General features: G+C 37.5%; 13 protein-coding genes and 1 other annotated feature. Of the genes, 6 read left to right on the plus strand and 7 right to left on the minus strand.

The annotated features are described in order from the left end of the window. Positions 1 to 142 precede the first annotated feature (142 nt). Together J2Y03_RS13080 and tatA are read left to right on the plus strand one after the other, a co-directional pair. Positions 143 to 1,165, plus strand: a complete 1,023-nt coding sequence (locus J2Y03_RS13080; RefSeq protein ID WP_310194954.1) for a M42 family metallopeptidase — start codon at positions 143 to 145, stop codon at positions 1,163 to 1,165. Between the two features lie 32 nt (positions 1,166 to 1,197). Next, positions 1,198 to 1,413, plus strand: a complete 216-nt coding sequence (gene tatA, locus J2Y03_RS13085; protein WP_310194766.1) for a twin-arginine translocase TatA/TatE family subunit — start codon at positions 1,198 to 1,200, stop codon at positions 1,411 to 1,413. 63 nt (positions 1,414 to 1,476) lie between these two features. Here tatA and J2Y03_RS13090 read toward each other — a convergent pair whose 3' ends face one another. Then, entirely contained in the window at positions 1,477 to 2,064 is a 588-nt protein-coding gene (locus J2Y03_RS13090; RefSeq protein ID WP_310194769.1) for a hypothetical protein, read from the minus strand. Between the two features lie 288 nt (positions 2,065 to 2,352). Here J2Y03_RS13090 and J2Y03_RS13095 point away from each other — a divergent pair, with 288 nt between their 5' ends. Together J2Y03_RS13095 and J2Y03_RS13100 are read left to right on the plus strand one after the other, a co-directional pair. Further along, positions 2,353 to 3,576 carry an NAD(P)/FAD-dependent oxidoreductase gene (locus tag J2Y03_RS13095; protein ID WP_310194771.1) on the plus strand — a complete coding sequence of 408 codons (1,224 nt, stop codon included), beginning with the start codon at positions 2,353 to 2,355 and terminating at the stop codon, positions 3,574 to 3,576. A gap of 213 nt (positions 3,577 to 3,789) precedes the next feature. Further along, positions 3,790 to 3,996, plus strand: a complete 207-nt coding sequence (locus J2Y03_RS13100; RefSeq protein WP_396954203.1) for a YheC/YheD family protein — start codon at positions 3,790 to 3,792, stop codon at positions 3,994 to 3,996. 38 nt (positions 3,997 to 4,034) lie between these two features. On the opposite strand, the gene J2Y03_RS13105 is transcribed toward J2Y03_RS13100, so the two are convergent. The 6 genes from J2Y03_RS13105 to proS all read right to left on the minus strand — a co-directional run bounded on the left by J2Y03_RS13105 (position 4,035) and on the right by proS (position 10,552). Further along, complete coding sequence (locus J2Y03_RS13105; RefSeq protein WP_310194775.1) at positions 4,035 to 5,015, minus strand: ABC transporter permease; 981 nt, start codon at positions 5,013 to 5,015, stop codon at positions 4,035 to 4,037. Then, positions 5,008 to 5,919 (minus strand): ABC transporter ATP-binding protein, encoded by a 912-nt coding sequence (locus J2Y03_RS13110; RefSeq protein WP_310194778.1) that lies wholly within the window; start codon positions 5,917 to 5,919, stop codon positions 5,008 to 5,010. Before J2Y03_RS13110 ends, J2Y03_RS13105 begins: the two co-directional genes overlap by 8 nt. Before the next feature lie 13 nt (positions 5,920 to 5,932). Beyond that, positions 5,933 to 6,709, minus strand: coding sequence for an SGNH/GDSL hydrolase family protein (locus J2Y03_RS13115; RefSeq protein ID WP_310194780.1), 777 nt, complete (start codon positions 6,707 to 6,709; stop codon positions 5,933 to 5,935). 91 nt (positions 6,710 to 6,800) lie between these two features. Beyond that, complete coding sequence (gene hmpA, locus J2Y03_RS13120; protein WP_310194784.1) at positions 6,801 to 8,042, minus strand: NO-inducible flavohemoprotein; 1,242 nt, start codon at positions 8,040 to 8,042, stop codon at positions 6,801 to 6,803. A 132-nt stretch (positions 8,043 to 8,174) separates the two neighbouring features. Next, positions 8,175 to 8,738 (minus strand): GNAT family N-acetyltransferase, encoded by a 564-nt coding sequence (locus J2Y03_RS13125; RefSeq protein WP_310194955.1) that lies wholly within the window; start codon positions 8,736 to 8,738, stop codon positions 8,175 to 8,177. A gap of 383 nt (positions 8,739 to 9,121) precedes the next feature. Continuing rightward, the gene (gene proS, locus J2Y03_RS13130; protein WP_310194785.1) at positions 9,122 to 10,552 is read right to left on the minus strand and encodes a proline--tRNA ligase; all 1,431 of its coding nucleotides are present in this window, start codon (positions 10,550 to 10,552) and stop codon (positions 9,122 to 9,124) included. Between the two features lie 47 nt (positions 10,553 to 10,599). After that, positions 10,600 to 10,819, minus strand: a binding site (T-box leader). 160 nt (positions 10,820 to 10,979) lie between these two features. On the opposite strand from proS, the gene J2Y03_RS13135 reads away from it, so the two are divergent. Both J2Y03_RS13135 and J2Y03_RS13140 read left to right on the plus strand, forming a co-directional pair. Further along, a complete protein-coding gene (locus tag J2Y03_RS13135) occupies positions 10,980 to 11,111 on the plus strand; it encodes a hypothetical protein (protein WP_310194788.1) in 132 nt (43 codons plus the stop codon). Positions 11,112 to 11,259: 148 nt separating this feature from the next. Further along, positions 11,260 to 12,138, plus strand: a complete 879-nt coding sequence (locus J2Y03_RS13140) for a cupredoxin domain-containing protein (RefSeq protein ID WP_310194791.1) — start codon at positions 11,260 to 11,262, stop codon at positions 12,136 to 12,138. Positions 12,139 to 12,149: the final 11 nt, after the last annotated feature.

The raw sequence follows: 12,149 nt of genomic DNA on the forward strand, positions 1-12,149 counted from the left end.
CAACACTACCTAGACTATGCACGCCCATAAAAAAAGTTGCAGATTTTTGTTTCGATTGATTTTTCTGTAAGATGTTATAATAGGAAAGAATAATATTTAGAAAGGGGATTTAACTTTGGCAGACAAGAATACAAAGGAAACGATGAAATTACTGGTGGATTTAGTGTCGATTCCGAGTCCATCTGGGAATACAAATGAAGTAATTTCCTACGTTGAAAAATATCTTGCAGAATTAAAAGTTGAAACAAAAAGGAACCGTAAAGGCGGACTTATCGCAACTATAGAAGGACAGGATTCAAGCCAGCACCGCATGCTTACTGCACATGTCGATACTCTCGGAGCAATGGTTAAGGAGATTAAATCAAACGGCAGGCTAAAAATTGATTTGATTGGGGGCTTTAAATATAACTCAATTGAAGGAGAATACTGCCAAATTGAAACAAGCAGCGGGAAGAAAATCACAGGAACCATCTTAATGCACCAAACCTCTGTCCACGTTTATAAAGACGCTGGAAAAGCTGAGAGAAATCAAGAAAATATGGAAATTCGGCTCGATGAAAAAGTACATAATGCAGAGGATATTAGAGCACTTGGAATTGAGGTTGGAGATTTCGTTTCATTTGACCCACGGGTTGAAGTTACTCCTAGTGGATTTATTAAATCCCGTCACTTAGATGATAAAGCAAGTGTCGCCATCTTACTCCAATTGATAAAACAAATAAAAAATGAAAACATACAGTTACCTTACACCACCCACTTCTTAATCTCTAATAATGAGGAAATTGGTTACGGAGGAAATTCCAATATTACTCCAGAAACGGTGGAGTATTTAGCGGTTGACATGGGTGCAATAGGTGATGGACAAACAACTGATGAGTATACTGTATCGATCTGCGTGAAGGATGCAAGCGGACCTTATCACTATGGACTCCGTAAGAATTTAGTACGACTTGCTGAAGAAAACAATATTGAATACAAATTAGATATCTATCCCTTCTACGGCTCTGATGCCTCTGCAGCGATACGCTCTGGTCACGATATCGTTCATGGCTTAATCGGTCCTGGGATTGATTCCTCCCATGCATTTGAACGGACACACGAATCATCGATTGTAAATACAGCCAAGCTCTTATTTCATTACGTCCAGTCAAATTTAGTCTTATAAGCCTATAAAAAATTTAACTAGGAGGCTGGGGAATGTTCTCAAACATCGGTATACCCGGATTAATTTTAATACTTGTCCTTGCTTTAATTATCTTTGGTCCGAATAAACTGCCTGAAATTGGTCGCGCTGTCGGTAAATCCATACGTGAATTCAAGCGTGCTACAGATGGAATAACCAATGATATTAAAGAAGAGTTCAAAGATGACCTTAAAGAAGTACAAAAGGAAAAGGTAGATTTGAAAAAATAAATGAAAAAATGCAAGCTGCAAACGCAGCTTGCATTTTTTCATTACCTTTTTACTTTCCCAGCGTTATTCCGCTACCATTGCCTTTATCTTTTCGTTGTGCTGTTTTGACTGTTCTAACAATTGGTTTAAAAGTTCTGCAGCCTGCTTATCATTTTTCGCTTCAACGGCAGCTTTTAAATCATGGAATGTTTTCCAATGACCCATCGCTTTTCCGCCATGTGCCTTTTGTACAAATTCCTCTTTCGTTATCTTTCCCTCGTCTAATTGTTTCTTTAACTCCTGAATTTTCCCCATTTTTTCTTGCTTCCACTTTTCTCGCCTCGCTGCATTTTCAGGACTTAACCACTTATTTCGTAATTCCTTTTTTTCCGCTAATACCTTTGTCCACTCCGCTTTTTTATCAGGGGTAAATTGATCAACCCATACTAGCAGTTTTTGTTCACGTTCAGCCATTTTTGCCTGCCAGTTTTTATGGTTATGCTCATGTTTTTCATCACAATCACTTTCTTCCGACCCCTTCTCTCCATCCTTTTCATGGGATTTTGGTGGAGTTGGTTTTTGATTTGAATCCGACACCTGAACATGCGCTGAAGTGAAACCTGGCATGGCTAGAAGTAATCCTAGCATGATCGTCATTATTCTTACCTTCATTCTAATCTCCTTCTTTCTTTTATATTTATTTCAAAATTTTATCAGTCTTTAATTGGCACGCATTTATCATGCCCTGTATGTCGAAAAAAAATTTACCATTTCGACAAATTTATCTCAAAAATACTACTTGTTAATTAATAATAAATATCGTATTCTATGAATATAGAAGTTATGTGAAATATTTCACAATACAAACAAGCAAATGCTTTATTTTTTTAGAATTGAATGTGAAATACTTCACAATAATAATCGTAGATAAATTTACTTATGGATAGGAGAGGGATTTATATGAGAAAACCAAAAATAGTGATTTTAGGAGCAGGCTACGGTGGTATTATTACAAGTAAGAAGCTGGAAAAGTTACTAAAGTCAGGGGAAGCAGATGTTACATTAATCAATAAACATGAATACCACTACATCACTACCCAACTACATAAAACTGGAGCTGGTACTGCAGTAGATCGTCAGATTGCTATGGAAATTCCAGACTTAATTGATCCTGATAAAACAACCTTTAAAAAAGCCAGTGTTACTGGAGTAGATGTTCAAAAACAAGCTGTACACCTTGAGGGTGGAGAATCAGTAGACTATGATTACTTATTAATCGCTTTAGGATTTGATATTGAAACGTTTGGAATCCCAGGTATTAAGGAACATGCCTTTGCTATTCGCAGCTTTAGAAGTACAAAAGCAATTTATAATCAAATCATCAGACAATTATCTCTTTATAAAGAAGACAAAGACCCTTCACGCCTTACTTTTGTTGTGGCTGGTGGCGGATTTACGGGAGTTGAAATGTTAGGGGAATTAGCTGAAGGACTTCCTAAACTATGTAAAAAGTATGATGTTCCATTTGATGAAGTTAAAATTGTAGCAGTAGAGGCGGCTGCATCTGTCATTCCGTTCTTCCCTAAGGAATCCATCCAATATACAACAGAGGTTTTAGAAAATTTTAATATTCAACTTCATATGTCTACAAAAATACTTGAGTGTACACCCGAGAAGGTTGTACTTGAAAACGATATAGAGATCCCAACTCGTACACTAATCTGGTCTTGTGGTGTAAAAGGAAATCCGATTGTTCAAGACTGTGGTTTACCGGTTATAAAAAACAAACTGCCAGTCGATTCATTCCTCCGCGTTCAGGATATGAAAAACATCTTTAGTATCGGTGACTGTTCTTTATTCATGAAGGATGAAAAAAATGCTTTACCTCCAACAGCACAGGTAGCCCTTCAGGAAGCAGATGTTTGCGCGAAAAATATCGTCGCAACCATCCGTGGAGGAAGCTTAAAAGCTTTTGAATATCATCATAAAGGATCTGTAGCATCTATTGGTACCTTTGCTGCAGTTGGTAAGGTTGGAAGCTTTAGACTTTCTGGATTATTTGGAGCTTTTATGAAACAAGTAATTGAAGCTCGATATTTGTTAAATCTTGGCGGTCCTTCCCTTATCATTAAACAGCACTTTGGCTTCAGCAAAGAACCAGTAAAAGTAACTGCTAACCAGTAACTATGGACCACTAATAAAAAGATTTCCTTTTTACCCGGGTAAAAGGACTCCCTCCCCTTTTCCCATTGATTAGAACATCCCTTATTGATACCAGTTGCCTTAATCCCCCAAATTAAGGCATCGAAAACCATCTTTCATGTTGAAGGGTGGTTTTTCTTATAGAATAATTTTTCCAATCTTAGGACTTATACCCGACAGCTTATCTAACTCCTATTGGTTGCAAAGCAGATGGCAAAGGTTTATCCTAATGCACGAATGTGGGGATTGGATATTGGCATAGATCAATTCGGAAAACCATGGTTTATTGAAGCAAATCTCGTTCCAGACATATCGATTTTCCGCTATCTTTCTGACAAAACCATGTTAAACAGAATAAAAGAATATATTAGAGCTGGAAAAAAACAGTCTGAGGAAAACTAAAAGAGCTATTCCTTTTTCAGGAATAACTCTTTTCTATTCTAATAAACATCCTTTTTGGTAAATACAACAAAGGAAACAAATAATCCAGCAGCCCACCAAACAAGAAGGACCATCATCGAAAAGGAAAGTGTCATCCCTTCGATTGGTGGAGGATTTCCATTCATATAGTTGGTTAACTTTAAATTCACCATAAAAAAGTATTTCGCAGACTCCCAAGATGAAACCATATTGCTTAGAATGGCTCCAGATATAAGGGCTGCCAACATAACACCCATGCCTGCAGCCGTGCTGCGAATTAGAACCGATAACATGAAGGATAGTGTCCCGACTACTATAGCCACAAACCAAACTAGTCCAAAGTCCATTAATAAAAACTGCCATTGGTCGATTAATTTCACACTTGCAGTATTTAATCCTGCATCAGTGACACTAAAACCAGTTAAAACTGGTGCTCCCCAGCCTTTATAGCCAAAAACCAAACCTGAGATTAAGTAGGAAAGGATTCCTGTAATCGCAACAATCAACGATATTGCAAGGGTGAGAGTAATATACTTACTCAGTAGGACTTTCCACCTTTTTACCGGTCTCGTCAACAATAACTTAATGGAGCCTTGACTATGCTCAGAAGATACTAAATCACTAGCAATGACCATAACCATTAATGGAATAAATAATTCAATGGAGTTCTCTAAGAAGATTCTCATAAACGTCGGGGCACCTGGCTCTGACGGGTTGATATCGTGATTAAGATAATATTGATTTTGCTGCATTGCAATTTGCAGCTGTTGTTTCCATTCATCTGAAATACGGGGGCTGCTTATCCGGTTTTGCTGATCAATAATTGTTTGTTGGATAATCGTCCGCCAATCATCCGTTCCTAACTTTTCTCTTTGCCTTTCAACCTCTTTGAATTGTGCATAGGTGAATAATGCAACCAATATGCCGATAATAATTGCAATTACAACTAGGCGTTTTTTGGCAATCAGTTTCATCATTTCATTTTGAATCAGTTTATTCAATTGAATCACCCCCGGTTAGTTCGAGGAATAAATCTTCCAATACTGGCATTTTGCGATTCATCTCTGTCACAGATACTCCTGATTCAACGAGCATTTTATTCCACTCTGCCGTCTTCATTTCATCGTATTCCGTTAAAATGGAACCATCATCTTTTTCTTCAATGGTCGTGAACTCACTTAAAACTCGCTTCCCCTCTTCAGTCGGATGAAAGCGCCAAACTACTCGTTCCCTATTTGATAACAAGTGTTGAACCGTATCTGTTCGAATAACGGTTCCCCTTGAAATAATCGCCACTCGGTCGCACAATAATTGAATTTCACTCAATAAATGACTGGAAACAAGCACACTTAGTCCTTCTTCTTCGGCAAGGAAACGGATAAATCCCCGCATTTCTCTGATCCCGGCAGGATCTAATCCATTCGTTGGTTCATCGAGAATTAATACTTTGGGTCTTCCTAATAACGCTTGAGCAATTCCTAGTCTTTGTCTCATCCCAAGCGAATAGGTTTTTACTTTGTCATAAATTCGATCTTTTAGGCCCACAAGCTCTGTAACTTCTCTAATTCGTTCTTCGCCAATTCCATCTAGCATACGTGCAAAATGCAGCAGATTGTCATACCCAGACAAATACGGGTATAATTCTGGATTTTCAACGATACAGCCAAGATTCTTCATCGCTTCCTCGAAGTTGTCTACGATGTTAAAACCGCCAATTTGAATCTTTCCAGATGTAGGCTTAATTAATCCCACCAGCATTCGGATAGTTGTCGTTTTCCCTGCACCATTCGGGCCTAAGAACCCAAATACCTCTCCTTCCTTTAAATCAAAACTAATCCCTTTAATGATTTCCTTTTTACCGATTACTTTCTTTAAATTATGTACGGATAATGTTATTTTCTCCATTTGGTCGGTCTCCTTACCAGGTAAGCAACGAAGCAACTCGTTCTGCTATTAAACGGTACCCTTTTGTATTAGGATGAAACTTATCAGTATACAGATAATCATTTACCTTCAACTCAAATAGATCAAAGGTTGGCACAAAGACAATATTAGGGTATGCTGCACTTAATTCAGCACTTTGATAATTCCAATGACGAACTACCTTAGACATCTCTTTTCCCTGCTCTAAATCACTAAAGGGATTATATAAACCAATAAAAAAGACATTTGCTTTGGGGTTACTTGTTCGAATCTGCTGAAAAGTAAAATTCATATTCTCAAGAAATTTTTGTTCTATCCCAGAGATGTCTACTGTATCAAACTCTAGTAACCCTTGGCCGCCTTGGAACAAATCATTGCCACCCATTGTTATAACAATCATATCTGCAGTTTGAAGCTGCCGCTTAACTTCAGTCTGCTGAATTTGCTCTTTTAGTTGGTCCGACCGCTGCCCGGTAATTCCAAGATTCGTTAGCACTACATCCTGCTTCGATTTCTCTTTTATTTCATCCATCAGGACACCTACATATCCTTTCCCGGTTTCATCACCTGTTCCTCTTGTTAAGGAATCACCCATAGCAACAATATGAAGTTCTTCCTTTTTTTCTGCTTTCTTTTCAACGTTGGTTTTCTCTGGGATTGTATCCGGCTTACCTGCATAATATTCGCCTACTGCCCAGCCCAATCCAACCAGCCAAAGGAGACAAAAAAACACAGATATAATGGTTATAGACCGTATGACGCTCTTGTTCAAAAAGATTCATCCTTTCTGGCTATTTCTACCTTTTATTTAATCACAATTACTGGATGAATCAAACTTTCAACTCATAAAAAAAACCGATTTCCTAAATGGAAACCGGTTCTTTCTTCACACTGTCTTCTAAACTGCCTTTTGGTCCAAAAAATTCAAAGTTAATTCTGTCTTCGGTAACTCCTAAATTCTTTAATGAACTGTTAATCGATTTCATGAATGGTGTAGGACCACAGAAATAAAAGTCTGCTTCAAACTTTGGGATATTCCTTACTAACCACTCCTGAGTCACATATCCTTCAACATCAAAAGTATTGTTCTTACGATCATCTTCCGTCGGTGAATCATAAAAGAAGAATGAGTTTACATTTTCGAGCGAAGTTAATGTTTCTACTTCTTCTCTCAATGCATGGACATTACCATTTGCTGCGGCATGAATGAAAGTTACTTTTCTTTGCGGCTGAACCTCAACTACTGTTTTTAACATACTCAACATCGGTGTTAAACCTACACCGCCGCTTAATAACACAACAGGTGTAGTTTTTCCAGTATCCAGTACAAAATCCCCTGCCGGAGCACTTACCTTAAGGATATCTCCTTCTTTTACGCCATCGTGAAGGTAATTAGATACCATTCCATCTGGGTTTACTGTGCCTGCTTCACGTTTTACACTTATGCGGTAATAATCTTTGCCAGGAGAATCAGACAAGCTATATTGACGAATATGGGTAAATTTCTCGCCAGCGATTTCAAGTTTAATACTGATATACTGACCTGGTTGGAAATGAGCAAGTGCCTTTTTATCCTCCGGTTTTAAATAGAAGGAAGTAATAACATCACTTTCTGTTACTTTACGGTCCACAACAAAGTTGCGGAAACCATCCCATCCACCTATTTGCTTTTCTGCTTCATCATACATTTCTGCCTCAACACTAATAAAGGCATCGGCAATTACTCCATAAGCCTCTGCCCAGGCATTGATAATCTCATCTGTTGCAGCGTCTCCAAGTACATCTTTAATCGCTAATAATAGGTATTTTCCAACAATCGGATAATGTTCTGCTTTAATGCCAAGACTTCTATGTTTATGAGCAATTTGTTTCACAACCGGAAGGATTGCTTCTAGGTTATCAATATATTGAGCAGCCGCATAAACGGTTCCTGCAAGTGCTTTTTGTTGTCTTCCTTGCTTTTGGTTTGCATGGTTAAAGACATTTAATAGTTCAGGATGATTCCCAAACATCAATTGATAAAAACGTGTTGTAATCGTTTCTCCGTGTTTTTCTAAGACAGGTACAGTTGATTTAATGATTTCAATCGTTCTTTGATTTAACAAAAAATATCACTCCTTATGTAGTGGTTATCACTGTTTATATAGTGATTATATGAGAAAACGCACTAGAAGTAAGTGATGCAAATCACACACAATTATATTTGAATATTTCGAACTAGTACTTAAGCATTGGTTTTATATGCTATATTTTGCAAAAATACATGTATCTCTTAGTTCTTTACTTTCAACTGAGATACTATTATTCTTCAAGATTCCTTCTAATGTATAACCCAATCTTTCTGGAATGGAACGGCTTTTACGATTTAAAGAATCACAGCGGATTTCAACACGCTTTGCATTAAGTTCGCTAAAAGCAAATTTTGTTAATGCTTGCGTCGATTCCGTTATATAACCCCTGCCCGCAAAACGAGTATCAATCCAATAGCCGATTTCAAACTTAGGCACAGCCCAATCGATCCTATGAAGCCCAGTTGAGCCGATAAATTCCCCACTATCTTTATTAAAAATATGTAATCTTAAATCCTCACGGCTTATAAATTTAGCAATACTATCCCGTATATTCGCTTCAACATCCTGTTCAGATTGATTGGTATGAGCCCATGGCATCCACGGCTTTAGCTCATCCAGTGAGGCTTGCATTGATTCGTATACTGCTTTTCCATCACCTGGCATGGGTTTACGAATTAATAATCGCTCAGTAGTAAACTCCTCTGGAAACTCTATTAAACTTGGTTTCAGTTGGTTTCCCCCCTTAGAAAATCGGTCTTCTTGCATTATGCTCCTTATTACCTTTTATTTTCGCCTTTTGGCCTCATAAGTCCTTCATGAGGTTTTTTTCTAATTTTTTCAGCTTCATGAACTCTAATTGGATACCACTTTTTCATTTTTTCTTTGATTTTGGGAATCAAGAGCTCTTCTTGGTTACCACTTTTTCGAATTGCTTAAGATTTCGGTCACCAAGAGCCCTTCTTGGTTACCCCTTTATCAGATTTCTTAAGATATCGGTCACCAAGAGCCTTTCTTGGTTACCACTTTATCAGATTTCTTAAGATTTCGGTCACCAAGAGTTCCTTATTAATAAAAAGACCCCTTCCTAAAATGAAAGGGGCTTATTGATTAAATTAGTATGCTTTTGCCCAATAAACCATTTTGTCTGCTTCTTTACCGCAGCAGACACAAGTATTTGACACCTGTTCTTGTTCAAAAGGAATACATCTTGAAGTTGCTGTTGTGTCTTCTTTGATTTTCTCCTCGCAAGCGAGTTCGCCGCACCACATTGCTTTAATGAAGCCTGGTTTCGCTTCAAGTTTTTCCTTTAATTCAGGAAGCGTTACTGCTACGGATGTTCTTTCTTCACGGTGATTCAATGCTTTATTATATAAATTAGATTGAATATCATCGAGTAATTCTGTTAGCTTTGTTTCTAATTGATCTAAAGGAACGAATACCTTTTCTAATGTATCCCTTCTTACTAACACAACCTGCTTGTTCTCAATATCTTTTGGGCCAACTTCTAAACGAACTGGAATCCCCTTCATTTCATATTCATTGAATTTCCAGCCTGGCTTTTTATCACTTGCATCGATTTCCACTCGGGCAACTTGACCTAGAGACTTTTTCAAATCATATGCAAAATCGAGAACTCCCTCTTTATGCTGTGCAATTGGCACAATCATAACTTGAGTTGGCGCAGCTTTTGGAGGTATAACAAGACCACGGTCGTCGCCATGCACCATAATTAATGCCCCAATAATTCTTGTTGTAAAGCCCCATGATGTTTGATGCACATACTGAAGCTTGCCTTCTTTGTCGGTATATTGGATATTAAATGCTTCCGCAAACCCTGTTCCAAAGTGGTGAGAGGTTCCAGACTGAAGTGCCTTACCATCATGCATCAAGCTCTCAATGGTAAAAGTAGCTTTTGCACCTGCAAATTTTTCTTTTTCAGTCTTCTGACCTTTTAATACAGGAATCGCGAGAATCTCTTCACAAATCGCTGCATAGACATTCAGCATTTTGATGGTTTCTTCCATCGCTTCTTCATCGGTCGCATGTGCAGTATGACCTTCCTGCCATAAAAACTCTAATGTCCGTAAGAAAGGACGAGTCGTTTTTTCCCAGCGGACCACGTTTGCCCATTGATTATAAAGCTTTGGTAAATCCCTGTACGAATGAATGATATTGCTATAATGCTCGCAAAAAAGAACCTCTGATGTTGGACGGACTACTAATCTTTCTGCCAATTCTTCAGAACCGCCATGAGTAACCCATGCTACTTCAGGCGCAAAGCCTTCTACATGATCCTTTTCTTTTTGTAGTAAGCTTTCAGGAATAAATAATGGCATATAGACATTTTCATGTCCCGTTTCTTTAATGCGGCGGTCTAATTCATTTTTTATATTATCCCAAAGGGCATACCCATAAGGGCGAATAATCATTGATCCGCGTACACTTGAATAATCAATTAAATCTGCTTTTGTTACAACATCTGTATACCACTGGGCGAAATCCTCATCCATACTGGTTACATCTTTTACAAATTCCTTTGCCATTTTGACACCTCATTATTTTTTTTGAATATAAAAAGGCCTTGGCCCCAAAAAGGGACCAAGACCTGGCGATACCACCCTAAATTCATAAAGCTAATGCTTTATACTCTCGACATGATAACGGATTTTATCCGCATGTATCTTCATCAAAATGATCCGATACAGAACTCCGAGGCAGGTTCAAATGTCTGTCTTAAGAAACCTTCCACCAGTGGTTTCCTCTCTTTGTAAGACAACTTTCATTTTACTAATCCTCATCAACGTTTCAATAGTATTTTTTAAAAAATTATATATTTCCCACACATAAATGTCAAACTATATTTTTGGAATATAATTCTTATTATTGCCTATTTTTCTAATTATACTCAATCTGCTATCTTTATTCTCCTTTCCGAATCGGTTACAATTAATCTTGAATGAGGTGATGTCCTTGAATAAGGAAGAAATGACCAAGGCGGAAAAGGAAGAAGAAAAAAGACACTTACTGGACCTAATGAGAATGCAAAATGAAGCCTTAAAAAGAATCTATAAAAATACATTAGATCCCGATAAAAAAGAGTAGTCCCACTCCAGACGTTTATGACGTCTTTTTTATTTCCCCTAAGTTTTCATCAAACGTTCATAAAAGCCACCAAAAATACAATTTATTATTATATGAATACATTTATAATGTACCTATATTGTTTATTAACTTTAGAGGGGATTTTCAGATGTATATATTATCGATTATTACAATAACAATTATTAGTTTGATTACAGGTTATTCTATTTATCTTTTACACCGCCATAAAAAGAAGCTGGCAAACTTGTCTGGAATTATGGTAGTCATCGTGATTACAATGATGGGCGGGCTATTAGCTGGCTATATTAGCGGAATTCTGTCAGGATCGTTATTTCTTCCCGTTGGTTTGGGTACACTGATTGGCTTTATACTTGGATTTATTTCAGGCCAGCCAGTTGGGATATTGGCAATACTGGGCGGTTCTGTCTCTGGGATTTTAAGCGGAATCGTCGGTGCTCTCCTAGGGGCAATCCTTCAATTTGATAATCCTGCCATCATGCTAGGAATTTTTCTAGGTTTATATGTTATTATACTTGGTCTTGTCATTTTATTTATAATTGTAGAGACAAATGGAAAACTTTCTTTTGATACAAAAGGAATTTCACCTTTTAATATTTTGTCAGCCGGACTAGTTCTGATTGCTTTATTCTTATTTTTATACAGCAGTGATTTTGTCAAAATACCCGGTAAAAGTGAAGCGGCTCAAGCAAAAGAGGAGGCTGCTGCGCCACAAAAAACAGAACTCGATCTTACAAAGGAATCAAAGCCTAAAATTGAGATGATGGTTACTCCGACTGGTTATTCTCCCAATGTAATTAAAGTAAAAAAAGGCGTACCCGTTGAATTAAATATTACAAATCCAGGTGATAATAGCTGTTTTTCAACCTTTATGATGCCTGATTTTGGTTTGGATAATGTTAATCTTAAGGCTGGCAAAACAAATTTATCCTTTACACCCGACAAAGCAGGTCAATACACTTTTAGCTGTGGAATGAATATGTTTAAAGGAACCGTTATAGTTGAATAAGTGAAAAGCAC

Origin of the sequence: Neobacillus niacini, assembly GCF_031457145.1 — a bacterium.
In the GTDB taxonomy this organism is placed as follows: Bacteria; Bacillota; Bacilli; order Bacillales; family Cytobacillaceae; genus Neobacillus; species Neobacillus niacini_J.